Origin of the sequence: Corallococcus sp. bb12-1 (assembly GCF_026626765.1) — a bacterium.
In the GTDB taxonomy this organism is placed as follows: Bacteria; Myxococcota; Myxococcia; order Myxococcales; family Myxococcaceae; genus Corallococcus; species Corallococcus terminator.
On record NZ_JAPNJZ010000001.1, the window covers coordinates 995,877 to 1,020,420 of the forward strand.

The following is a 24,544-nucleotide window of genomic DNA, read 5'->3' on the forward strand; positions in this document are numbered from 1 at the left end:
TCGCCCGTCCAGTACCTAGCGTCGTCGCCAGGCGTCCAGCAGGTGGCCGACCACGGTGTCCACCCCCACGTCCCGCGTGACCTGGGTGAAGACGAAGGGCCCCTCGCCGCGCATCTTCCGGGCGTCCCGGTCCATCACGCCCAGGTCCGCGCCCACGTGGGGTGCGAGGTCCGTCTTGTTGATGATCAAAAGGTCCGACTGCGTGATGCCCGGCCCGCCCTTGCGCGGCACCTTGTCCCCGCCCGCCACGTCGATGACGTACACGGTGTAGTCCGCCAGCTCCCGACTGTACTGCGCGGCCAGGTTGTCGCCGCCGCTCTCCACGATGAGCAGCTCCGGGTGTAGCTCCTCCATCAGCTGCTCCAGCGCGAGCAGGTTGTGGCTGATGTCCTCGCGGATGGCCGCGTGCGGACAGCCGCCCGTCTCCACCGCCTTGATGCGCTCAGGAGGCAGGGCCTGGTTGCGCACCAGGAACTCCGCGTCCTCCTTCGTGAAGATGTCATTGGTCACCACGCCCAGCCGGTACTGGTCGCGCAGCTTCTTGCACAGCGCCAGCACCAGCGCCGTCTTGCCGCTGCCCACCGGGCCGCCAATCCCTATCGTGAAGGCCCGCTGCGAATAGTCGCGCCGGTGCGGCTTGTCGCGCGCGTCGAAGTGGCCCGGGTGGTCCAGCTCCTCGTGCGTGTGCTCGTGCCCGTCCTGCCCATGGCCGCGGTGGTCGTCGTCGTGCATGTCGCTTTCCCTTCGTCCCTTCAGGACAGGAACAGCCTCGAATACAGCCGGTCATGTGAAGCGCCCAGCAGGTCCAGGAGCGGCGAGGGCTGCGCCAGGTCCTCCACGCCCAGGGCGCCGCAATGCGTGAGCACCGTGTCCAGCAGCGGCGTGGCCCCGTGCTGGATTTGATGCGATTCGTGCGTGCCGATGACGCCCATGCGCACCCCGGCGGACAGCGCGCCCCGGAGCGTGAGCGACAGGAACAGCCGCTGCGCGTCCTCCAGGTCCACCTCCAGCGCGCACAGCACCGCGCCGAACACGGGCGCATGGTGGAACTTCACGCCCGCCGCGCGCGCCGCCTCGCGCACCGGCCCCACCGCGTCCGGGAAGATGCGCGCGCAGGTGTCCAGGAAGGCCCTGCCTTGCGTGCGGCTGGCCCGGTGCGCGACGTGGTTGGACAGGAACACATCCGCCCGAGCGTCCCACGCGGGCAGCGACGCGGGCTCGCGCCATCCGGCGTTCACCAGCGGCAGGCCGCCCAGCCCCGCCTGCCAGAGCAGCGCCTCCACGAAGCGGCGCACGTCGCCCGCGCCGCGCACCTCGCCCTGCTGCACCGCGGCCTCCAGCCCGCCCGAATGCGCGAAGCCCCCGGTGGGGAAACCGGAGTCCGCCAGCTGCAACACCCTCCAGCCCGTGCCCATGGCGTAACGCTCAGAACAGCGAGTAGCGCTGCGCCAGGGGCAGCCAGGTGGCGGGGTCGCAGCGCAAGAGTTCTCCGTCCGCGCGCACCTCGTACGTCTCAGGGTCGACGGTGATGACCGGCAGCGCGTCGTTGAGCCGCATGTCCTTCTTGCCCAGCTTCCGGCAACCCACCACCGCGGACAGCCGCTTGGTGAGGCCCAGGCCCTGCACGGTGCCTTCCGCCAGCGCGCGTCCGGACACGAACGCGATGCTGGTGGCACCCCGGGCCCGGCCGCGCGCGCCGAACATCGGGCGCATGATGTACGGCTGTGGCGTGGGGATGGACGCGTTCGCATCCCCCATCTGCGCCCACGCGATGAAACCGCCCTTGAGCACCAATTCCGGCCGCGCGCCGAAGAACGCGGGCCGCCACAGCACCAGGTCCGCCAGCTTCCCCACCTCCACGGAGCCCACCTCGTGGGACAGCCCGTGGGCGATGGCGGGGTTGATGGTGTACTTCGCCACGTAGCGGCGGATGCGCAGGTTGTCGTTGTCGCCCTGCTCACCCGGCAGGCGTCCGCGCTGCTCGCGCATCTTGTGCGCCGTCTGCCACGTGCGGGTGATGACCTCTCCCACGCGGCCCATGGCCTGGCTGTCGGAGGCCATCATGCTGATGGCGCCCAGGTCGTGGAGGATGTCCTCCGCGGCAATCGTTTCTCCCCGGATGCGGCTCTCCGCGAAGGCCACGTCCTCGGGAATCTCGCGGTCCAGGTGGTGACACACCATGAGCATGTCCAGGTGCTCATCCAGCGTGTTCACCGTGTACGGCCGCGTGGGGTTGGTGGAGCTGGGCAGCACGTTGGGCGCGCCGCACACGCGGATGATGTCCGGGGCGTGGCCGCCGCCCGCGCCTTCCGAATGGTACGTGTGGATGGTGCGGCCCTTGAACGCGGCCAGCGAGTCATCCACGTAGCCGGACTCGTTGAGCGTGTCCGTGTGGATGGTGACCTGCACGTCCTCGCTGTCCGCCAGCGTGAGGCACGTGTCGATGGCGGCGGGCGTGGTGCCCCAGTCCTCGTGCAGCTTGAGTCCAATCGCGCCCGCGCGCACCTGATCCAACAGGCCGTCCGGCAGGGATGTGTTGCCCTTGCCGGTGAGGCCGATGTTCAGGGGCAGCGTGTCCGTGGCCTCCAGCATCCGCTGGAGGTTCCACGCGCCCGGCGTGCAGGTGGTGGCGTTGGTGCCCGTCGCGGGGCCCGTGCCGCCGCCCACCCAGGTGGTGATGCCGCTGGCGATGGCTTCATCCGCCTGCTGCGGGCAGATGAAATGGATGTGCGTGTCCAGCCCGCCCGCGGTGAGGATGAGCCCCTCGCCCGCGATGACCTCCGTGGTGACGCCCACCACCATGCCCGGCGTGACCCCCGCCATGACGTCCGGGTTGCCCGCCTTGCCGATGCCGGCGATGCGCCCCGCCTTCAGGCCCACGTCCGCCTTGAAGATGCCTGTCCAGTCCACGACGAGCGCGTTGGTGATGACGCAGTCGAGCGCGTCCGCGTCCCCCGCGCCCGCGCGCTGGCCCATGCCTTCGCGCAGCACCTTGCCGCCGCCGAACTTGCACTCATCGCCGTAGACGGTGGCGTCCTTCTCCACCTGGAGCCACAGGCCGGTGTCGCCCAGCCGCACCCGGTCTCCCGTGGTGGGGCCGAACATGTCGGCGTAGTGGCGGCGATCCATTCCGCGGCTCATGAGCGACCTTCCGGGTTCGGGTTCTCGGGCTCGTGACCGAAGCCCTGTTCGCGCACGGCCTGGAGCAGGCGCTCGCGGCCCTCGTCGGACACCTTGCCGCTGCCCAGCGCGTTGCCGCCGCGCACCACCTGCTCACCGGCGATGGGGACCAGCGACACCGTCTTCACCTCGCCCGGCTCGAAGCGCACCGCCGTACCAGCGGGGATGTCCAGCCGGTGGCCGTACGCGCGGCCCCGGTCGAACACCAGCGCGCGGTTCACTTCCGCGAACGGGTAGTGGCTGCCCACCTGGATGGGCCGGTCGCCCCGGTGCGTGATGCGCAGGGTGATGGCCTCGCGGCCCGCGTTCAATTCCAGCATGCCCCCCTCCGCCTTCACCCGTCCCGGAGGGCCTTCGGGAGACGCGGCGGGCACGGTGAAGCGTTCCAGGGACGGCACCGGCAGGAAGCTGCCATAGAGCGCCAGCGTCAGGTCCCCGTGCTCCGCCACCACGGGGTTGTGCACGGTGACGAGCTTGGAGCCGTCCGGGAAGGTGCCCTCCACCTGCACCTCCGCGATCATCTCCGGCACGCCATCCATCACCTGCGCGCGCCCCAGGAAACGACGCCCCAGGTCCATCAGCTCCGCCACGCTGCGGCCGTCGCGGATGAACTCCAGCAACTGGGTGGCGATGAGCGCCATCGCCTCCGGGTAGTTGAGCCGCAGTCCTCGCGCCAGGCGCTTCTGGGCGACGACGCCCGCCTGGTGCAGGAGCAGCTTGTCCACGTCTCGGGGGGACAGATGCATGAGCCCAACTCCCTCAATTCGTCCGGGTGCGGTGCGCCGACCGCGCCGACCCTAGCGCGACGCGTCACCCTGGGCCAGGATGCGCGAACGGTCGTGTCGTTCGGCCGCTCCCTCCCCCGAGGCCCCCCCATGAAGAGCTTCAAGTCGAGCAGCTTCAAGCCCCCCAGCCTCCCCAAGACGCCCAAGGCGCCCCCCGCCCCGCCGAAGGTGGACAACACGGTGGCCCCGGGGAAGAACGCCTCGGGCTCCCAGCCCGTGTCGAAGCCGACGGCGCCCGTGAAGCCGGCGGGGCCGGACAAGACGCCGCAGGGGGACTCGTTCAAGAAGCCCACGCCGAACGCGGAGGCGTCCTCGTCGTCATCGCGCCCGAACATCAACGCGCATGACCTCCAGGGGCCGCAGGTGCAGGCGCCGAAACTCTCCGAGAGCGAGGTGCAGGACCTGGCGATGGGCCGCACTCCGGGCAAGGGCAAGTCCGCGCCGGTGCGCCCTGAAATCCAGAAGGTGGCCGAGGAGATGAAGGCGGAGATTCCGGGCTCGGAGATCCTTCGCTACACGGACCAGGGCGGCCACCCGATGTTGCAGAAGCCAGGCCTTCCCTCCGGCACGGACGCGGGCGTGTGCAGCGCGATGACGTCCGAGTGGATCCGCACCGGCATCGATGCGGGCGGCGACCCGAAGAAGGGCTCCCAGGCGTTCGGCAAGCTGACCGACAACCACTTCGGCGGCCTCATCGACAAGCAGCACGCGGAGTCGCTCCAGAGCAGCTCCCTGACGAAGCTGAACAACGAACACCTGTCCGACATCTCGAAGCTCCAGGGCAGCGTGGAGCAGCTCCAGGGCAAGAGCGCGCAGCGCAAGCAGATCAACGAGCTGCTCACCGACCCGACCCTGTCGCCGGAGCAGCGCCAGGGCCTGAAGGCGCAGCGCGCCGAGCTGACCCAGGACCTCAAGGCGGGGATGGCCCAGCTGAACCAGGACAAGGACGCCATCGCCAAGAAGCAGGACACGATGCAGAGCCTGACCGACGCCTTCCGGACGGGCCGCGGCGGCGGCAACCCGGGCGTGCGCGTGCAGGACTTCGAGCCCATCGACGGGGACTCCTTCGCGCAGAAGCTGTTCGACGGCACGAAGGAGGACGGCCACTACCGGATGGGCCTGCGCAAGGCGGGCGAGTCCGCGGAAGGCCACGTCATCGGCTTGCACAAGACCGACGGCAAGAGCCGCCTGATGGATGCCAACACCGCCGAATGGCAGACGAACGGCCACAAGGACCTGGTCAACCTGACGGCGGAGCACATCGACCGGCTGTACCCCGACTACAAGGCCTTCGACCTCACCCGCTACAACTGACGCCCCCCGCCCGGGCCCTGTACGGAGGGCCCGGGAGACCGGCCCTCACGTGCCGCCGACGACCTCCAGGGTGGCGGTGCCGTCAGCGGAGGTCAGCCCCCCGGGCGGCTCACACCCTGCGGGCCCACGGATCGTCGCCCAGCAGACCCGGCAGGAATGACAGCCATTCGCGCGTGGTGGAAAGCAAGGTCTCCAGTGAGACCGCCGCCACGCGCAGGAGCAGCCCGTCCTCCCCCAGTGGGCTCGCGGAGAGGACCTCCTCCGCGCGCGACTTCACCGGCAGGCCCGCCACCCGCGCGGCCAATCCCTCTCTCGCGGAGGCCAGCGCGGGCCCCACCAGCAGCACCGTGGCCAGCGCGTCGAAGCGGCCCAGGCGCGCCGGCAGCGCACCGTGCGCGGGATCCAACACCCACTTCTCATCCAGCAGCGCGCGTCCTTCCAGCGCGACGCGCAGGCGCGAGGCGTAGTGCAGGAAGGCCCACCGCTCGCCCCGGGCGCTGCGCCCGGCCGTCACCACGTCCGCGAGCACCAGGGAGGCACCGGCCGCGAGTGAGACATCCAGGGTCTGGGAATAGCGAGCGTCGGTGAAACAGACGGTGGGGTCCGGCACCCACGCGAAGAGCGCGTCCGCGCCCACGCGCGCGTGCAGGTCGCTGCGACAGCCGTTGGGGGAGCGGTATACGCGGTTGGAACCCTGGGTCGCGAGCAGCGCCGTGGCCCCGGCCGCCACGTCCACGTCCAGCCGCAGGTGGTCGCCGTCCACCAGCCCGCCGCCGAAGGAGCTCGTGTAGGCCCAGGCCGCGTGGCCGTGGTTGCGCGGGGTGAGCAGCCGCAGCGGGCTGTGCGCCAGCGCCGTGCGCACCACGGTGCGCGGGCCGGAGCGTTCAAAGGCGAGCCGCGCGACGCCCGCACGACCTTCGGAGGCGGCCTCCGCGCTCGGGTCGGGAAGGGCGGAAATCACCCTTCCCTTGTAGCACGGTGGACGCGCCTACAGCTTCGACACCTTGAAGGTCGGGGTCAGCGTTCGCCGGCGCCAGTAGATGATGAACTCCGGGTACGCCTGCGCGGCGTCCTTGATGATGAATTCATTGGTCGGGTTGATCTGCGTGTCCACCCGGTTGTCCGGCCCCACGCCCATCACCGAGTCGAAGGCGGACCCATTCAACGAGTCCAGGTCCTCGCGGCGGATCTCATCCGACAGCAGGTCTTCGTAGGGCTTGCGGCGCTTGAGGCTGCCCAGCACCACCCGACACATGAGCGAGTAGCGGTTCGTGGGCAACCCCTGCTTCACGGACACGCAATCACACTCCGCTTCGCCGCACTTGTTGCAACCGGTGTACACCATCAACTTGGAGAACGAATCCGTGAAGTACGCGCCCTTGCCCAGCAGGCCGTAGTCCGGCGTCACCGTTCCCCGGTTCTGACAGCGATTGGGGTCGAAGCCTCCGGCGGCGATGAGCGGGATGACGTCCTTGGAGGTGCCGTGGAACATCAGCACCTCGCCGCGCAGCACATCCAGCACGGGCAGCGAGCGCCAGCCCGGACAGGGGTGCTCCACCGAATAGGTCCACTGCACGGGGGCCAGGGTGTTGTAGCCCGGCTTCGAGCGCGTCTGCTCCGGCTCCACGACCATGGAGCGCAGGCTGGTGCCGGCGCGGGAGCGCAGCTGGTAGCGCTTGTGCTCGTATTTCTCCCAGAGCGCCTCGTTCTGGATGATGAGGATCTTCGACACGTCGACCGGGCCCGACTCCGGCGGTGGCGTGGTGCCCCCCAGGTCCGGCTTCTCCTTCAGTCGGTAGGCGGCGCGCTGCCGCCACAGGGAGCTGTAGCGCCCCGTGGTGTCATTGAGGATGGCCTCCGCCCGCTGCATGCGGGTGCGCTCCGCCTTCTTCGCCCGGAAGGAGCGCGCCTGGATGTTGCCGTTGATGTAGCGCGCCAGGGCCTGGAACATCTGCGAGCTTCGCGGCAGCTCCGCCACCTGGAAGGCCGGGTTGTCCGGCCACGGCGCCCAGCCGCGGCTGGGCCAATACGAAGGGACGACGATGTCGCCGTCCTGGATGTGAGGCAGTGGCACCGGGCAATCGCTTTCGTCAGAAGGCCATGACCATCGTGCCACTCGGGGGCGGCGGCGGCGGACCGTCGTTCATGAACGGCGAGGGAGGCTTGCAGGAGTTCGAGGCCCGCAGCCGCTGGATGAGAGCCATGACGCCCGCGAGATCCTCGAGGTACGCCAAGCGCTCCTGCCGCAATTGATCCCCCAGACTCGTCCGCTGTGCCTCGAAGCTCGCGTCCACCGCCTTCCAGTCCTTCGCTGCGATGCGCGGCTTCCACTGCGTCTCGTGCTTGCTCGTGAGTTCGGACATGACGTTCGACCATGCGTGGTCGCGGACGACCTTCGCGCCACCCGACGGCGCGAGCACCTGCAGCGCCATCATGTTCGTCGACTTGTAGAGCGCCCGGTCCAGGTTGCCATTGGGCGCATTCGTGACGGGGAAGTGCTCATCCCAGACCGAGGCCATCGCCTGTGCCGTGCCGACGTTCGTGACGTGGACCACGGCCCAGGAGCCCGCCTCCTTCCACTTGTCGCCGCCCCAGCCGGGCCGGGCCCAGATGGGCCACACGTCGACATTGCGCTCCTTGAGCCCGGCGTCCTCCAGGATCTCCCCGAACGTGTCGATGAAGGCGCCAATCGCGCTCCTCAATCCGGCCAGCTTTTCGGGCTGGCCAATCAGCGCCACGCCCAGGGCCTGGATCATCTTCGCCCGGTACTGAAGGGTGCTGAACTTGGCCACGGCTGCGTTGGGGAAGCCGAAGACCGCCGACGACGAAGTCGCGGTGGCCGCGGTCTCCAGCAGGTCACAGGCCAGCTCCGTGAAGAACGGGCAGAGCACCCGGTCGCCCACCAGATAGAAATACTTGTCCAGGCTCCCCAGGTTGAGCGCCGCGACCCGGTCCTTGAAGCCCCAGTGCGCATGGTCCCAGCTCACGGAAGCGGCCGTGATACCGCGCAGCCCCCAGAGGATGCCTTCGATGTAGTGCGCCTTCGTCCAGCGGGCCTCCTGGGCCCACGTCTTGAACGTGGTGAACAGCGCCTGCGGGATGTGGGGAGGATCGCAGTCGATGCGGGCCAGTCCATGGTTGAAGAGCTGGGGCATGCCCACGCCAAAGCGCATCTCATGGAGGATGCGCAGCACGTGGTAGTCCTCCATGTTGCAGTCGCCCCCCAGGCCCTGATCCCGGGCCGCGGCCTTGATGTCTCCGCCAATGAAGTCGCTGGCGGTCAGGCTGATGGAATACGAGGGGTAGAGCTTGTCGACGAGCTTTTGGCACTGCTTCAGGGGTGCCATCAGCCGCAGGCTCTTGAACTCGGCCTTCGCCAGGTCCAGGGCTTCCTTGTGGGTGCCCTGGGACGCGGACCGGTAGAGGACGATGTGCGAGTCCGGGCAGGAGAAGGCCACCAGCCCCACCCACCGCTGCCCCAGGGACACGGTGCGCTCCTTGCGGGTCGCTCCCACCGCCACCTTGCCCACCAGGCTCTCGCTGTCCACCTCCGCCCCGATGTAGACGCTGCCCATGATGTGTTGCAGCTTGCCGGGCTTCGTCCCGCTCCCCATCGCGCCGCCCGCCCCGTACATGTAGACGTTCGCGGCGCTGCGGTCGGACTTGTTGCCGGGCAGTTTGATCTGCCCCAACGCCAGCATGATGGTCTTCAGGTTCAGCCGGATGAGCTCCGGCTGGAGGCCCATCTCCGGCGCGCGCACGATGACCACGGGGTTGCGGTGGTCCACCGCGCTGCTTTTGCAATTGAAGGCGTAGACCGTGTAGGCCATTGAGCCCTTGAAGGCGAGCTTGGTCTTGTTCCCCGAATTCCACAGCGCGGTGACCTGGGCGGCGAAGTCCGAGTCCTGGGCCGCCTTGGACAGCTTCTTCGCGATGAGGGACGCGAACTCCAGGCCCTTGTCGTCCTTCCCGCGCCGGGCCACCTTGAGCGCCGGCAACTCCTGCTCCCGGGTCTCCGGCAGCACCGCGACCACCTTGTAGTCCCAGGGCAGCGAATACTGATGCTCGATCATCTGGAAGAGGCTGCTGCCATTCAGGATGTCGTCACGCTCGATGACGTAGATGGGCCGGTCCCGGTTCACCAGGAAGAGCCGGTGCATCACGGACTCAAAGGTCGCCGGAGGTGACTCATTGAGCTTCAGCAACTGGTTGAGGACGGGTTTGACCTCCTCGTCCATGAACCCGATGTGGACATCGAACATGCATCGCTCCTGGGAGACCCTGACAGGAGTACGATGGAACCATATTTTTCCTGGAAGACCAAGCTGGGCACGACTGTCAGTGAAGCCGGGACCTGCCCGGTAGGGCCCGCGCGACGCCCCCCAGCGGCCACGCATGGCGTCATGCGACAGGGCTGACACCGTGCGGGCGCCAGTCATCCGGGATGCTGGATGAGTGGCGCCTGCGGAGGCAGCCGTGCCGGGTCACCGGAAGGCCCTGCGCTAGAAGAGCTTGAGCACCTCGAGCGTCGAAGGCCCCTCGACCTGGGTGACGCCCTGGGAGGTGTTGCAGAGGGCGGGGTCCGGGGCCAGCAGGGTCAGGGTGCGGACGATGGTCGCATCCTTGAACCGACCCGACACCACCGTGCCCGTCAAGGTGATCACGGACTCGCCCAAGGGCTTCGTGCTGAGGACCGTGGAGCCACGGGCCACGCTGCGGGTGCCGTCACCCCAGTCAATCGTGATCTGGGAGCTTGCCGAAGTGAGCGCCGGGGTGCAGCTCTGCATGCTCGAGCCTGAGGTCTTGATGGTCGCCGTGCCAACGGCTGGCGTCAGCAGCGGGCAATCCAAATCGGCCTGGCCGGTGAAGGAAACCTGCCGCTGTGCATAGGTCAGACCGGGTGTGTATTTCGTCTTTTCCTGACCGGCGCAGACCAGCACCACCGGCTCCGCCTTCGCGGCGGGGGCCAGAAGGAGGAAGGAGCAAAGAGCCAAACCAGACACTGCTTCGAGGATGTGTTTTTGCATACCCAGATCTAGCGCTGGGTCCAACCCTCCGAAATGCGGCGCCAGTGCCAGTCCCCCAACCCTCCTGTCGCATATCGCGAAGGGTGCCCGACACGGACCGAGGGCTGGGCCCCGTCCCGTGGGTGTCGGGTTTTCGTCCGGCGCATCCTGGGCGAGACTGTCGGTGGCCGGCACAGTGCGTGGACGCGAGGGGATCCAGGTGGACCGCAAGGACGATGGCAGCGGCGAGGTGGAGATCGGGACGCAATATCCTCTCGGGCAGCTCGCCCGGGCGCTCCAGACGAGCCAGGAGCACCCGGACGCGGAAGCGCGGGCCCGCGCGCAGGACAAGGTTCGCGCCTGGACGGAGGTCTTCTCCGGCATGCTCCAGGGCACGCTGACCGTCGGCTCGCGCGTGCCCGTGGCGGAAGTCCCCGCCTGGGCGACGCTGGAGGTCGCCAAGGGCGGCTTCGCCACCGGGCGCCTGCTGGCGGAAGGGGCGCTGCAACCGCATGAGCAGGCATTGCTGTCCCGGCTCCAACGGGAGGACACCGGCAGCGCGCGGGCGGCGCTGAACGCGTGGTACCTGGGCGAGGCGGGGCTCGCGGAGCTGCGGCGGATGCTCCAGACGGGCGGCTATCGCATCCAGGTCCCCGAAGAGGGCGCGCTGCTCGTGGTGGCGTGGCTGCTCGACCATGACCAGGCGGAGCGCGCGCGAGACCTGCTCGACCAACTGGCACCGTTCTTCCCGCGCCTGCGCTTCTACCCGGTGCCGGCCGCGACGCCCCAGGCGGACACCGCGTTCGTCCACGTGCGGGATGTAGAGCAGACGCGAGGGGCGCTCGCGCGGGTCCGTTCGCGTCCGGAGCTCCAGCGACAGTGGGAGTCCGCGCGGGTGTGGACGCCCCTGTATGACCGCCTCGTGGCGCTCTGGGCGGGGGCCTTGCGCGATGCCCCTCCGGGCTTCCACTTCGACGCGGACTTCGAACCGCGTGCACGCACCCTGCTCTCCGACATCGACCGCGCGCTCGCGGAACACACCCTGTGCGCCTGGCCCCGCAAACCCCAGCTCAACTTCGGCCGGCTCCACACCGTGCTCAAGGATGCGCTCCAGGCGCGCGCGCCCCTGCTCCCAGGACAGGCGCGGCGCGTGCGTGGCGTCCTCGAAGCCATCTCCCAGGCGCGCGGCCTTCCGGGCTCCGAGCGCCTTGACGCCCTTCGCACGAGACAGCGGGAGCAGCTTGAACGCCCGAGCGGCGTGGACTTCGCCCGGGAGGCCCTGCGCCGGATGGACGGACTGCCTGGGGACGCGGGGCTCGACTCACTCGAGACACTGACCGCGCCCGTGAAGGGCTTCGCCTTCCCCGCCAGCATCGAGCACAAGCTGCGGCTCTCGCTGAACGCCCCCGTGGAGACGCTGGTCGAGCAGCGCCTCATCCGCTCCAGCGAGACGCTCGCCCGCGTCGTTCCGCAACTGTCCGCGCAGGTCCGGGCGCTCGGCATCTCCCAGCCTTCCCTGCGCTCGCTCTACTCGGCCCTGTACACGGCGTTCCGCCGGCGGCGCTCGCTGCTGCTCTTGAACCTGGAGTCCCAGGTGAAGTTGGAGGAGCTGCCCTGGGTGGCCGCCATCGACGCGTACCGGAAGCTGGGGCTCGCGGCGGAGACAGCGTCCAGGCGGACCCTGGAGCAGTTGGTGCGGCTCACGCTGAGCTCGTTCCCGGCAGTGCTCCTGCCCAACAAGCTGCTCCAGGAGGTCAGGGCCCTGCTCAAGGGCGCGGATCTCCACGTGCCGGTGGTGGACGAGCTGGCCGCGGACATCTTCATGGGCACCTTCGCGGAGAAGTATCTGGAGGCCGCGCGTCAGGCGGAGGAGCAGCTCGCGGGGACGCTGTACGCGCGCTACTACGACCTGCCCTCCGCGCTCCAGGTGATGAACGACGCGAAGCGCTCCAAGCATGGACCCAGGACCTCGGAAGCCTTCGCGGCCCTGTGCACGGCCCGCGCGAAGGATGGCGAAGGCAGCGCGCAGTGGAGCGTCGCGGCGAACGGCCGGATCATCGAACAGGCGCAGATCCTCACCACCCACAACCTGGCGACCCTGGTGGAGGCCCTGGACTTGCGGCCCGTGCTCGAACCCCACCTGGAAGCGCTGGCGCTCCGCTGTTTCACGCGCGTGTGCGAACTGCTGGAGGCGCGGCCGCCCGCGTATCGCTCCAGGCTCCGGAACGTGAAGAACGCCGCGTACGCCTGGCGGCACATGCTGTTCTTCCTCTCGCTCCGGCCCGAGGCGACCCATCCGGCCTTCCTCCAGGACGTGGAGACCCGGCTCTCGCAGCGGAGAGGTGACCTCGCCTCGCGGCTCGCGCCCGCCATGCTCGGACTGCGCCACGCGGTGAGCGGGGGACAGATGAAGGACGCGCCCCCGGGAGCGCTGTGCTTCCTGGGGTGGACCGTGAAGCGCCACTGGGTCCTGGGCGCGGCCCCCGGCTGACCGCCTGGTCCGGAAACGACGACACCCCGGAGACCGGGCACCCCGCAAGGTGTCCGGCGTCCAGGGTGTCCACGTCAGCGCGGCCCGACCCGTCCCCGGTCAACGACCCCGGACCCACGGACCTCCGCTTGCGACGTCCTACTTGTCGGTGGCGTCCTCGATCTTGTCGCCGGCCTTCTCGACGGCGTCGCCCGTGGCGTCGGCGGCGTCCTCGGCGGTGTCCTTCACCTTGTCGCCGGCCTCTTCCACGTCGTCCTTGGCCTCGTCACGGGTGTTGCGGTGGCAGCCCGCGCCCACGACCAGCGAACCCAGCGTCACGGCCAGCAGCGTCAGCTTCTTCATGCGGTGCGACTCCTTCGCTTGAGGGGGCCGGGAGTATGTGTCCCGGTGCCCGCTGTGCGCGGCGCAAGGTAGGCACTGTCCGCCATCTGCCAAGTGGCTTGTCCTCCGGGGAAGCTTCCCCTGTGTCCGGGGGCATGCCTGACGGTGTCGGAGGTCGCTGCTACGGTGCGCCTTCGCGTGGGGCCCCTGTTCGCGGCCCCCGGAGGCTCCACCGCCGATGTCTTCCTCGTCATTCTCCCGGCCTTCGCGGCCCGTCCTCCTGCTCGTCCTGGGCCTCGCAGCCCTCTGGGGCTGTCACTCCGACTCCCAGGTCCCGGCCGAGCAGCTCTTCTCCGACGTGCAGTTCGACCTGACGGTGCCGCCGGAGACCCCGGCCGACGCCGCCATCTACCTCACCGGCCCCAGCGCCACGTTCGGGGGACCTGCGGGACCGGGCCTGGAGATGGTCTACCAGGGCGGTCGGGTGTTCAGCCTGAAGGCCCGCCTGCCCAAGGGCACCGCCGTCACCTACGCGGTGCGGATGACGGCGCCCGTCGCCCGGGTGGCGCTCGACGCTGGGGGGGCCCCGGAGGCGGACCGCACCGTCACGGCCCAGGAGAACGAGGAGAGTGTCGCACTCTCGGTGGAACGCTTTGGACCGGCGGAGGGGGAGACAGGCGCTCGGACCGTGTTCATCGTGAAGACGCCGGACATCACGCCCCGGGAGGCCCGGGTGTGGTTGTCCGGCAACCAGTCGGAGCTGGGCAACTGGAACGGCGCGGAGGTGGAGCTCTCCAAGGCCGTGGACAACGCCTATGCCGGTGCCGTCACCTTCCCGGTGGCTTCGGCCCTGGAGTTCAAGGTGACGCGCGGTTCGTGGGAGACGGTGGAGAAGAGCGCCACGGGCGCGGAGGTGGCCAACCACACCTTCACGACGGGCACGGGCTACGAGCGCGTGTCCGTGGTGGTGGAGGGCTGGGCGGACCTTTCCGACCCCACGCTCACCGGCGACGTGCGCTACCTGCGCGCCGTGACGCCCACGGACACCACGCTGAAGCCGCGCGACGTCATCGTCTGGCTGCCGCCCGGCTACGAGGCGGACACCCAGCGCCGCTACCCGGTGCTCTACATGCACGACGGCCAGAACCTGATGGACGTCGTCACCGCGTTCGCGGGCGAGTGGAACGTGGATGAGACGGCGCAGACGCTGGTGGAGGGCGGGCAGGTGGAGCCGCTCATCATCGTGGGCGTCTACAACACGTCCGACCGCATCGCGGAGTACACGCCGGTGCCCTTCCCGCCCGAATACCCGAACGCGGGCCGCGCGGACGCCTACGGCCAGTTCCTCATCAACGACCTGAAGCCGCGCATCGACGCGGAGTTCCGGACGAAGACGGGGCCGGAGTCCACCGGGCTCGCGGGCTCATCGCTGGGCGGACTGGTGTCCCTGTCGCTGGGCCTGAAGCACCCGGAGGTCTTCGGGCGCCTGGGCGTGGTGTCGCCGTCCGTGTGGTGGGCGGACCGGGACATCGTGCGCACGGTGGAAGCGCTGGGCGCGAAACCCGCGCTGCGCATCTGGGAGGACATCGGCACCAACGAGGGCTCTGGCAGCCAGGCGGAGACGGTGGCGGATGCCCAGGCGCTGCGCGACGCGCTGGTGGCCAAGGGCTGGGGGCTGGACAGCGACCTGAAGTACACGGTGGTGCAGGGCGGCCAGCACAACGAGGCGGCCTGGTCCGCGCGCTTCGGTGACGTGCTGCGCTTCCTCTTCCCCGCAGTGCCGTGACGCACGCGCCGCCCCCCACCACCCCGGACGGACGCTACCTGGTGGTGGAGGGACGGCTGTGGCGCCGCTCCAACCCGGCGCTCGGGCCCCGGCAGCGTGAGCTGCTGGTGGCCGCGCTGATGCGGGCCCGCGCCGACGTGGGCCGGGCGAAGCGCGCGAAGGACCTGGAGGCCGAACGCCGTGCCCGCGCCCGCGTCCACCGCGCCAAGGTGGGCCTGGGCGAGCGGGGCGCGCCGTGGTGGACCGACGGGGCCCGGGACTTCAACCGGCACCTCGTGCGCAACACGCCGTATGCGACGTGGTTCCAGGACCTCACGTCTCTTCCGTGAACCGGTTGTGACTTGAACGTCCGACCCCGGGTGTGAAACACGCGCCGGGGTCGCCCCCTGTCTCCCCCAAGCCAAGGAAGTGCCTCATGCGTCACGCGTGGAATCGGATGTCGTCGTGGCTCCTGCCGTCGTTGCTGCTGGTGGCGTGCGGTCCGTCGCAGGAACCGGTGGAGTCCCCCGAGTCTCCGGAAGTGGGCACGAGCGAGCGGTCGTTGCTGTATCCGCCGCCCGCGCCGTCCAGCGGCAACATCGTGGACAGCACGGCGTTCCTGGGCCCGCTGGGGCTCAACAGCTTCGTACAGACGAGCTTCACCACGAACCCGCAGTACCTGTCCTTCAACTTCAAGGTGGCCGCTGGCGCGCAGGTGCGCCTGGAGGTGACGCACGGGGGCAGCAGCATGGGCCTGGACACGGGTCTGTTCATCTACGGCCCGAAGAACGCGAACGGCAGCTACGGCACCACGCTGCGCGCGCAGGACGACGACGCGGGCTATGGCCAGCTCAGCAAGGTGAACAGCCTGACGCTGGCGCAGGGCGGCGAATACCTGGCGGTGGTGAGCACCGGCACGGGCGCGGGCAAGCAGTTCCGCCTGGTGCTGGGCTGCCTCAACAGCGCGTGCGCGGAGCCGTCGCTGTTCACGGCGTGCGACCTGGACGTGGCCACGCGCATCGAGGTGTGTGACGAGAGCGTGGTGGAGGTGCAGCACGTGACGCCCGCGCAGGCCCTGCCCCAGTGCACGGACGCGCAGGACGCGCACGACGCCTTCGTGGAGAACTGTGTCGTGTCCTCCGGCGCGAAGCCCTGGTGCGCGGACGGCGAGGCGGCCTTCACCACGAAGATGTGGCCGGTGTGCAAGGACTTCTATTACCGCTACTACGGCGCGGGGCCGCTGCCCCTCACGCAGCTTCCGCTGAGCAGCACGCTCCAGGCGGCGCAGGCGGCGGGCCACACGCACTGCAAGACGGGCGAGAACTGGTGCGATGAGTTCCTGTGGACGCTCAACGTGCCCTCCGTGGCCGGCACGACGCCGGTGTCCCTGGACCGCGTGGCGGAAGGGGCGTTCGCGTCCATTCCCGCGCTGAGCGCGAACCAGAACCTCCAGTTCGAGCGCCAGCCGGACCTGACGTATGCGGAGTTCGGCAGCCACGTGCAGCAGTTCTTCCCGGAGCTGGTGGCAGCGCTGCCGGGTGCGCTGGGCAATGGCACGGAGGTGGCGCAGGTGGCGCGCTACTACGCGAGCGAGCCGGTGGCCCCGGGCGCGAAGGACTACCACAGCGTCTACGTCGTCTACTTCCCGGTGTCGCATCAGACGGCGGTGTTCTGGCTCATCCGGCACGAAATCTGAGCCGGGCCGGTGACACACGCATGCGGTGCGCCTGACTCCAACCGCTGACCCTGAGCTGTCCTGAAGGCCCCCGCTCCCGCTCGTCGTGGGCCGGGGGCCTTCCCGTTTCCACTCCGAGGTCCACATGGGCTCGCCTCCAAGCCCTGGGAGTTCGGCCCCGTCATCACCCACCGTCGGAGCGGCGGCGCATAGAATGCGCCGACATGGACTTCCAGGCGCGACTCGAGGCGCTCACGCACCAGCTCCGGCCCTGGTCCCCGCTCTGGTCCCGCTCCATCCTCCAGGGCTGGCCCGGGTCCGGCGCCGCTTATCCCGAGGACTGGCTGGCCTATGCCCGGTCGCTCGATGAAGCAGGCGAGCGGCGGCTGGACCAGGGGGCGCTCGTGGGCGTCCCACCTCTGTCCCTGGGCGCGCTCCTGGGCGCGCTCCAGGAACTGACGGCGCTGCCCTGGCACGAGGGCCTTCACGCGCTGACGGTCGCGCAGACGCAGGGACTCAGCGTCAAGAAGACCCACGAGCTCGGGCGGGTGCTCGCCCTGCTCGCGCCGCGAACGCGCTTCATCCGCGAGGCGGTCGATATCGGCGGCGGCATGGGACATCTCGCCCGCCTCTGTGCGCGGACGTTCGGGTGGACCTTCCACAGCATCGATCGGGACGCCGCGCTGCAGGACAAGGGCCGGCGGTGGCTGACGAGAACCCACTCCGCGGGCGGGGACACCCTGTGTTTCATCCAAGCCTCCGTCGAGGACGGTCTTCAGCCGCGGATTGATCCGCTCTTCTCCGGCCGGGACCGGGCCTCCATCGGTCTGCACACCTGCGGGCCGCTCGCCCTCACGCAGATCCGCAAGAGCCAGGGGGCGGGCTTCGTCCTGAACATCGGCTGCTGCTACGACAAGCTGGAGGCCCCGCGGGACTTCCCCGTCTCCCGTTTCGGGGGCGCGCATCCGCTGCCCTTCACCCCGCATGCCCTGGCGCTGACGACGCGGGGACGGCATGACAAGACCGAGGTGGAGTTCGCGCGGATGAAGCAGGTGTACGCGTGGCGCTTCGCGTTCGAGCTCCTGTCGAGGCGGCGCTTTCCCGAGCGCGGCTTCGTGAGGGCAGGGGACGCGCCCCGGACGCTCTATGCCGGACGCTTCGCCGTCTACGCGCGCGACCGCCTGGGGCGCCTGGGCCTCGATCCCGGCATGACGGACGCTGAGTTGGGTGCCTTCGAGGTGTCCGTCCGCGCCGAGACGCGAGATCTCCTGCTCTGCCATCTGCTGAGAGACCGCTTCGCGAGGGCGTTGGAGGTCGTGCTCCTGCTGGATCGCGCGATCCTCCTGGAGGAGCTGGGCTTCCAGGTCGAACTCCTCCAGCTCTTCGATCCGCGCCTGTCTCCGCGCAACCTCGCGCTCATCGCGTCGCGGAGCGCTTGAGCACGTGCCGGGCCGACCTTGGGAGGGCCGGTCGCGCCTCGCTCGACCAGTACCCCTGGGGGAGCGAGCAAGCGCTCTTCTCAGCCTGGGAAGGGCGTCGTCTGGGAGTTCCGGCCGGCGCCACCGCGCGCCACCCGCAGCCAGACCAGCGAGACCATCAGCCACGACGCCGTGAGCGCGCTCCACGCCGGGGGCGCGCTGGCCCCGACCAGCCACAGCGTCACCCCCACGCCCATGGCGAGCAAACGTGCGAGCTCCAGCGGCTCGCTCCACCTCTTCGACTCCAGCATCCCGCTCCAGGCGGTCGCCATCGCCCAGAGCAGCAGGCTCAACGCGGCCTTCTGCCAGCCCGACAGCGGTGAGGCATGGTGGCTCACCAGGAGCATGAACGGCATCGACGCGAACAATTGGAAGACGAGGTAGCCACGGACGCCGGACAGCTCCCGGGAGTGGTACTTCACCTCCGCGCCCTCCTGCTTCCAGTACCCCAACGCGCGCGGAGGAAGGTCCGCGGGCCGCCAGCCCGTGGGCATCACCCAGAGGCGCAGCCGGTCCCACAGGCTCTTCGTCGCGACGGCGTCCGCGACGAGCCGCGCCCACCCCTGGAAATTGATGACCGTCGGATCCCACGTGTTCGCCGGGGTGGTCAGGCCGTAGGAGCACGGCTCGGTCTCCTCCGCGTAGGTGCCGAACATCCGGTCCCAGATGATGAGGAAGCCCGCGTAGTTCTTGTCGATGTAGGCGTCGTTGCGCGCGTGGTGCACGCGGTGGTGCGACGGCGTGTTCAGCCACGACTCCACCCACCGGGGGAGCTTGGGGATGACCCGCGTATGGGGGATGAACTGGAGCACCAGGTGGAAGGCCACCATCGCCAGCACCGCCTCTGGCGGGAATCCCACCAGCACCAGCGGCCAGTAGAAGAGGAACGAGAAGAGGCGCTGCGTCACGCTCGCGCGCAAGGCCACCGCGTAGTTGAGCTCCTCGGTGGAGTGATGCGGCGAGTGGGCCGCCCAGCCGATGTTGGTGCGGTGCCCGAAGCGGTGGAACCAGTAGAAGAGGAAGTCGACGCCCAGGAAGAGCGCCACCAGCGACAGCGGCGACGAAGCGTCGAGCCGCCACGGTGCGTACTGGCCCAGTTGCGTGAAGAGGGGCAGCACCAGCAGCGCCACCGCGACGTTGACGCACTGGTTCATCACCGCCGTGCCCATGCTCGCGATGGAGTCCTGGAAGCTGTAGTAGCCGTTGCGTCGCGCCACGCACCAGGCGAACTCCGCCAGGGCCAGGGCAATGACGAAGGGCGTGGCCACGGCATAGACGTTGAGGGACATGCCCCCGGTATATGTTTCTCCAAGCCGCCTCCGCCTTAACCCAGGTCAAGCCCAGGTCCCCGCGACGTGAGATTCCCGAAGCTCTTCGAGCGCCTCGCCACCCTGGTCCCGCTTCCTCCCGAGCAGTGGGCGAAGGCCGAAGCCGTGGCGAAGGAGCAGTCGCTCGCGAAGCGGGAGCTCTTCATGCGTCCGGGGGACGCGGCGGACCGGTTCGCCGTGGTGCTTCAGGGCGTCTTCCGGGGCGTGCGCGTGTCGCCACGCGGGGGCGAGTCCATCAAGGCCTTCCGCGCGGAGGGAGAGCTGATTGGCGCCTATGCGGAGATGCTGCAGCGGCTGCCGTCGATGACCGCGATTGAAGCGCTCGAGCCCAGCCACGTGCTGGTGTTCCAGACGCAGGACTTCCAGGAGCTGGAGCGGGGCCACGTGTGCTGGGAGCGGCTGGCGCGCCGGGTGGCGGAGCAGCACTTCGTCCTCAAGGAGCGCCGGGAGCAGGAGTTCCTGGAGCTGTCCGCGGAGGAGCGCCTCGTGAAGTTCTGGGAGGAGCATCCCCACCTGAAGGGCAGGATTCCCCAGCGCGACGTGGCGGCCTACCTCGGCATCACCGAGGTGGCCTTGAGCCGCATCATGTCACGGCGCCGCAAGCGGGCGGAGTGAGCGGGCCCCTGGGACTTCCGGGCTGATGGAGGGCCAGGTGCGCCAGGTGCAGATGCCCGTGGGTTTCCTGACGAAGTGGTTCGGTGCTTCTTCGGATGCGGCGCCGTCCCGGTCGTGGAGACAGCCAGTAAAATGCGCCCGCTCCCATGGGAGAGGGCTGGGGTGCGGCCTGAACACGCTTTGGAACGCGCATGGGCTGCAAACCCAACCGGACAACCCTGATAACGTGCATGTCTGGCTTTTCAGGTCGAGTTGTCCTGAAGTCGACAGTCGGAGTAGATGCTTCCGGGCACGGTCGGCGGTTGCACGAACGAGGGGGCCAGCCGGCCGCATCCAGGGAGAGAAGGAACCGATGCGTGACGGCTGTCGTTGGTGGTGGGGGTGGAGTGTGGCGGTGTTTGTCGGGGCGGGATGCGGCGAGACACGAACGCAGGAGGAGGCCGCGCCCGTGTCGGTCTCCACCCGCCAGCGCCTGGAGGCGCCGGTCTCCCAGGTGAAGGACATCTGGCCTGGAGACTCCGACGCCTCTCCAAACAACCCGGTGCGCCTGGGAGACTTGCTTCTCTTCACAGCCTCCACTGGAACGCCGTCCTACTCCGGGCTGTGGAAGAGCGACGGGACCGAGGGCGGGACGACGCGCCTGGGCGGTCCCTGGCCGCAGGGGTTCTACAGCGAGCCCCGGAACCTGATCCGCGTGGGAAATACGGTGTTCTTCTCGCGGGATGAGCTGTGGAAGAGCGACGGGACCGAAGCCGGCACGGTCCTCGTGAAGGACATCCACGCTTCGGGCGACTCCCAGCCCGCGGCGCTGACGGCGGTGAATGGAATGCTGTTCTTCGTCGCCAACGGTGGCGCCACCGGCGTGGAGCTGTGGAAGAGCGACGGCACCACGAGCGGCACCGTGCTGGTGAAGGACATCTACCCGGGGAGCAACGCTCCCGGCGCCCTGATCTCCGGGCTGCGCGACGTGAATGGCACGCTGCTGTTCTTCGGCAACGACGGCACCACGGGCTATGAGCTGTGGCGGAGCGATGGCACCGTGAACGGCACCACGCTGGTGAAGGACGTCCGTCCGGGTCCCAACTCGAGCATCTCCGTGCTCGCGTCGGTGGTGCTGGATGGAGTGCTCTACGTCTCGCTGAACGACGGCACCCACGGCGTGGAGTTGTGGCGGAGCGACGGGACGCCGGCGGGCACCTTCCTCCTCAAGGACATCCAACCGGGAGCAGTGGGCGCCCTGCCCTCTTCCCTGGTGGCGCTGGGCTCGCGCGTCTTCTTCACCGCGGACGACGGCACGTCCGGCCAGGAGCCGTGGGTGACGGACGGTACGCCCGACGGCACACGGCGCCTCAAGGACGTCTTCCCGGGCGCGACGGGCTCCAATCCTTCGAACCTGATGACTTCGAACGGAAGGCTCTTCTTCGGCGCCACAGATGCCGTCCACGGGACGGAGCTGTGGACGAGCGACGGGACGGAAGCGGGCACCGTGCTGATCCGGGACGTCCTGCCCGGCGCCGGAAGCGCTTCGCCCGTGCCGCTGGTGGGCCTGGACGGGATGCTGCTGTTCTCCGCACAGGATGACGTCCACGGGACGGAGCTCTGGAAGAGCGACGGGACGGAAGCGGGCACAGTGCTGGTCCAGGACATCTGGCCCGGTGCGGTCGGCTCCGGCCCGACCCTGGCCAGGGCCGCGGACGGCTTCGCGTGGTTCTCCGCGGATGACGGCGTCTGGGGCCGCGAGCTGTGGCGGACGGATGGCACGGGGGCTGGCACCCGGCTGGTGCGGAACATCGTGACGTCGCCGGTCCACAGCTCGGGACCGGTAAGCCTGGTGGACGTCGACGGCACGCTCTTCCTTCGCGGCTACACGCCGGATTTCGGCATGGAGCCGTGGAAGAGCCGGGGCACGCCCAGGAGCACGGCGCTCATCAAGGACGTCCGGCCGGGCCAGCTGGCCTCCACCGTTGGAGGCATGTGGAGCGTGGGCGGGAAGGCGGTCTTCAGCGCCGACGACGGCGTCTCAGGCCCCGAGGCATGGATCACCGATGGCACCGCGGCAGGCACGCGCCTGCTCAAGGACATCCTCCCCGGGCCTGCGAGCGGCGTCGCGCCGGATGGCTTCGTGGGGATGGGGGACGGGACGTTCTACTTCCGGGCCAGCGACGGGACGACGGGCTCGGAGCTGTGGCGAAGCGACGGGACGGAAGGGGGCACCCGGCTCGTCCTGGATCTCGTTCCGGGGCCAGGCCACTCCGTGCCCCAGAACCTCACCCCGCTGAATGGGACGCTCTTCTTCACGCCCTATGAAGGCACGGGCGACCTGGAGCTGTGGAAGACGGACGGCACGCCGCAAGGGACCGTGCGCGTGAAGGACCTCCAGCCGGGAAACGCTCCCTCCTCCCCCAGCGACCTCACGCCCTACGAGGGCCTGCTCTACTTCGTGGCCTACGACGGCGGAGGCGGTCCCTTCATCTATCGGACCGACGGCACCGAGGCCGGGACGGTCAAGGTCACGAACGTCGTGCCGTGGCCGTCCACCCAGTCCTTTGGCTACGACTACCTGACGCCCGGACAGGGAGGCCTGTACTTCATCAGCTTGGAGAACGGAGTGCCCGTGCTGTGGAGGACGGATGGCACGTCCGAGGGGACCGAGCGCCTCATGTCGCTGCCGAGGAAGTGGCCTAGCGGCGCGTTTCCGAGTGAGCGGCTGTCCGTGGGGCAATGGCTGTACTTCGTCGCGGACGACGCGACGTTCGGGCCGGAGCTGTGGCGGACGGATGGCACGACGAATCTGGAGCTCGTGAAGGACATCCGTCCCGGCACACAGGGGGCCTCTGTCGCGGACCTCACGGTGTTGGGGGACCTGCTCTACTTCACGGCGGATGACGGGACCTCCGGCCGCGAGCTGTGGGTGACCGATGGCACGGAGGCTGGCACCCGGCTGCTGGCGGACCTCCAGGAGGGACCGGCCTCGTCGGCGCCGCAGCAGCTGACCGTCAGCGGAGGCGTCCTGTACTTCACCGCCGATGACGGGCGCACGGGCACCGAGCTGTGGCGGGTGGGAGAGGGCATCGACGACACGACGTCGCCGGCCGTGACCTGTCCTCCGGCCGTGATCGTGGAGGCCACGAGCGGTGCGGGTGCCACCGCGACCTGGCCCGACGCCGTGGCCACGGACGACGTCACGCCGGAGCCGGGGGTGAGCTACAGCCCCGCGCGCGGAGGACCGTTCACGCTGGGGGAGACGGCCGTGACGGCCACGGCCCGCGACGAGGCGGGCAATACCGCGGCCTGCGTCTTCACCGTCGCGGTGGTGGACACCACCGCGCCCGGGCTCACCTGTCCCCAGGACATGACGGTGGTGGCGGCCAGTGCCGAAGGCGCCACGGTGGATTATCCGGCGGCCTCCGCCACCGACGCGGTGTCGGCCGTCACGGTGAGCTACCGGCCCGCGTCCGGGAGCCTGTTTCCCGTGGGCCAGACGCTGACGGTGGTGGACGCCCGGGACGCCGCTGGAAATACCTCCTCGTGCGGCTTCCACGTCACCGTGCAGGAGCCACCGGACGATGTGCTGAACATCACGATGTGCAGCCTGCCGCGCTACACGCGGGAGACGACCCTCATGGCCTGCGGCTGGACCACGCCCCGTCCCGGTGGCGCGCCCGTCACCCAGGCGTTCTTCCAGGTGGACGGGGGCCTGCCCATCCCCGTGACGCCAGACCTCAGCGGAGGCTTTGTCCTCACCTTCCTGAACCTGGAGGAAGGCCCCCATGTCGTGGAGCTGGCCGCCACCGATGCGAATGGTGTCGTCACGCGAAAGCAGATGCCGGTGACGGTGGACCTCACGCCTCCCGTCCTCGCCATCCTGTCGCCGCAGGGGGATGAAACGCTCTCCAGTCCCCTGGTGGTCGTGACCTCCTCCATCCAGGACGCCACGCCCACACGAGTGACGACCCAGTGGCTGGAAACCAGCATGGTGGACAGCGGCACGGGCACGGTCACCCACACGGTGGACATGGTCAATCGGGGCTTTGTCCCGCTGCTGGTGAGCGCCACGGATGCGGCGGGAAACGAAACGCAGGTCGTGACACAGGTCCACATCGGGCCCGGTCCGAGCCTGCGAGCGCTCCTCCGCGACTGACAGCTGGGGCGGAGAAACAGGGCTGAGAAGGTTTCACTCCCCCCGGGAAGGAAGCCTTCCCAGCCACCTTTCGCCATCGGCGGTAGGAGCTGGCAGGGTCGCGAGCAGCTTCAGGAGCCTGTCCTCGATCTCCGCGATGGAGCGGGTCAGGGCTTCTGGCACGAGTTGATCCACGTCCTCCAACTCCGTCGCCAGGTGGATGGCGTGGCGCAGCTCAGGATGCACTTCCATCGCTTCCAGGCGGGTGAGCAGCGCCGGTCCAAAGAGCCGGCTGCATGCATACGCTGGCGAGACCGCACCCTGGAGGATTGCACGGCACATCCCCAGGGCGGTGATCGCCACGAAGCGTTGGACTTCCTCGGGCTCCGTTGCCTGGAGCGTCATGGGGTCCAGGGCACTCACAGGTTGCTCCATCCAGGCTTGACCTTGAAGTCGAAAACCTTCC

19 protein-coding genes are annotated in these 24,544 nt (G+C 69.3%); 8 read left to right on the forward strand and 11 right to left on the reverse strand.

The window, feature by feature from the left end; genetic code table 11:
- Positions 1-15: 15 nt before the first annotated feature.
- Genes ureG through ureA form a run of 4 tightly spaced genes read right to left on the reverse strand, consistent with a single transcriptional unit; the run spans position 16 to position 3,926 of the window.
- Complete coding sequence (gene ureG, locus OV208_RS04160; RefSeq protein ID WP_267572486.1) at positions 16-732, reverse strand: urease accessory protein UreG; 717 nt, start codon at positions 730-732, stop codon at positions 16-18.
- Between the two features lie 20 nt (positions 733-752).
- Positions 753-1,415: an urease accessory protein UreF gene (locus OV208_RS04165; protein ID WP_267572487.1), complete on the reverse strand. Its 663-nt coding sequence runs from the start codon at positions 1,413-1,415 to the stop codon at positions 753-755.
- Between the two features lie 10 nt (positions 1,416-1,425).
- Positions 1,426-3,141, reverse strand: a complete 1,716-nt coding sequence (ureC, locus tag OV208_RS04170) for an urease subunit alpha (protein ID WP_267572488.1) — start codon at positions 3,139-3,141, stop codon at positions 1,426-1,428.
- Positions 3,138-3,926, reverse strand: a complete 789-nt coding sequence (gene ureA / locus OV208_RS04175) for an urease subunit gamma (protein ID WP_267572489.1) — start codon at positions 3,924-3,926, stop codon at positions 3,138-3,140. The genes ureC and ureA overlap by 4 nt, the downstream gene beginning before the upstream one ends.
- Positions 3,927-4,055: 129 nt before the next feature.
- Here ureA and OV208_RS04180 point away from each other — a divergent pair, with 129 nt between their 5' ends.
- Positions 4,056-5,279 carry a hypothetical protein gene (locus OV208_RS04180; RefSeq protein ID WP_267572490.1) on the forward strand — a complete coding sequence of 408 codons (1,224 nt, stop codon included), beginning with the start codon at positions 4,056-4,058 and terminating at the stop codon, positions 5,277-5,279.
- A 109-nt stretch (positions 5,280-5,388) separates the two neighbouring features.
- Here OV208_RS04180 and OV208_RS04185 read toward each other — a convergent pair whose 3' ends face one another.
- The 4 genes from OV208_RS04185 to OV208_RS04200 form a co-directional block, all read right to left on the reverse strand.
- Positions 5,389-6,240, reverse strand: coding sequence for an urease accessory protein UreD (locus OV208_RS04185; RefSeq protein ID WP_324291341.1), 852 nt, complete (start codon positions 6,238-6,240; stop codon positions 5,389-5,391).
- A gap of 27 nt (positions 6,241-6,267) precedes the next feature.
- Entirely contained in the window at positions 6,268-7,353 is a 1,086-nt protein-coding gene (locus OV208_RS04190; RefSeq protein ID WP_267572491.1) for a hypothetical protein, read from the reverse strand.
- A 16-nt stretch (positions 7,354-7,369) separates the two neighbouring features.
- The gene (locus tag OV208_RS04195) at positions 7,370-9,541 is read right to left on the reverse strand and encodes a hypothetical protein (protein ID WP_267572492.1); all 2,172 of its coding nucleotides are present in this window, start codon (positions 9,539-9,541) and stop codon (positions 7,370-7,372) included.
- Positions 9,542-9,781: 240 nt separating this feature from the next.
- Positions 9,782-10,306 carry a hypothetical protein gene (locus OV208_RS04200; protein WP_267572493.1) on the reverse strand — a complete coding sequence of 175 codons (525 nt, stop codon included), beginning with the start codon at positions 10,304-10,306 and terminating at the stop codon, positions 9,782-9,784.
- Positions 10,307-10,505: 199 nt separating this feature from the next.
- On the opposite strand from OV208_RS04200, the gene OV208_RS04205 reads away from it, so the two are divergent.
- Complete coding sequence (locus OV208_RS04205) at positions 10,506-12,776, forward strand: hypothetical protein (RefSeq protein ID WP_267572494.1); 2,271 nt, start codon at positions 10,506-10,508, stop codon at positions 12,774-12,776.
- A 138-nt stretch (positions 12,777-12,914) separates the two neighbouring features.
- Here OV208_RS04205 and OV208_RS04210 read toward each other — a convergent pair whose 3' ends face one another.
- Entirely contained in the window at positions 12,915-13,118 is a 204-nt protein-coding gene (locus OV208_RS04210) for a YtxH domain-containing protein (protein ID WP_267572495.1), read from the reverse strand.
- A gap of 217 nt (positions 13,119-13,335) precedes the next feature.
- Here OV208_RS04210 and OV208_RS04215 point away from each other — a divergent pair, with 217 nt between their 5' ends.
- From OV208_RS04215 to OV208_RS04230, 4 genes are all read left to right on the forward strand, one after another.
- Entirely contained in the window at positions 13,336-14,883 is a 1,548-nt protein-coding gene (locus tag OV208_RS04215) for an alpha/beta hydrolase-fold protein (RefSeq protein ID WP_267572496.1), read from the forward strand.
- Positions 14,880-15,212, forward strand: a complete 333-nt coding sequence (locus OV208_RS04220) for a hypothetical protein (RefSeq protein WP_267572497.1) — start codon at positions 14,880-14,882, stop codon at positions 15,210-15,212. The genes OV208_RS04215 and OV208_RS04220 overlap by 4 nt, the downstream gene beginning before the upstream one ends.
- Positions 15,213-15,298: 86 nt before the next feature.
- The gene (locus OV208_RS04225; RefSeq protein WP_267572498.1) at positions 15,299-16,558 is read left to right on the forward strand and encodes a hypothetical protein; all 1,260 of its coding nucleotides are present in this window, start codon (positions 15,299-15,301) and stop codon (positions 16,556-16,558) included.
- A 203-nt stretch (positions 16,559-16,761) separates the two neighbouring features.
- A complete protein-coding gene (locus tag OV208_RS04230; protein WP_267572499.1) occupies positions 16,762-17,976 on the forward strand; it encodes a methyltransferase in 1,215 nt (404 codons plus the stop codon).
- 80 nt (positions 17,977-18,056) lie between these two features.
- On the opposite strand, the gene OV208_RS04235 is transcribed toward OV208_RS04230, so the two are convergent.
- A complete protein-coding gene (locus tag OV208_RS04235) occupies positions 18,057-19,304 on the reverse strand; it encodes a sterol desaturase family protein (RefSeq protein ID WP_267572500.1) in 1,248 nt (415 codons plus the stop codon).
- A 66-nt stretch (positions 19,305-19,370) separates the two neighbouring features.
- On the opposite strand from OV208_RS04235, the gene OV208_RS04240 reads away from it, so the two are divergent.
- A complete protein-coding gene (locus tag OV208_RS04240; RefSeq protein WP_267572501.1) occupies positions 19,371-19,958 on the forward strand; it encodes a Crp/Fnr family transcriptional regulator in 588 nt (195 codons plus the stop codon).
- 448 nt (positions 19,959-20,406) lie between these two features.
- The gene (locus tag OV208_RS04245) at positions 20,407-24,099 is read left to right on the forward strand and encodes an ELWxxDGT repeat protein (RefSeq protein WP_267572502.1); all 3,693 of its coding nucleotides are present in this window, start codon (positions 20,407-20,409) and stop codon (positions 24,097-24,099) included.
- A gap of 33 nt (positions 24,100-24,132) precedes the next feature.
- On the opposite strand, the gene OV208_RS04250 is transcribed toward OV208_RS04245, so the two are convergent.
- A complete protein-coding gene (locus tag OV208_RS04250; protein WP_267572503.1) occupies positions 24,133-24,501 on the reverse strand; it encodes a DUF3969 family protein in 369 nt (122 codons plus the stop codon).
- Positions 24,502-24,544: the final 43 nt, after the last annotated feature.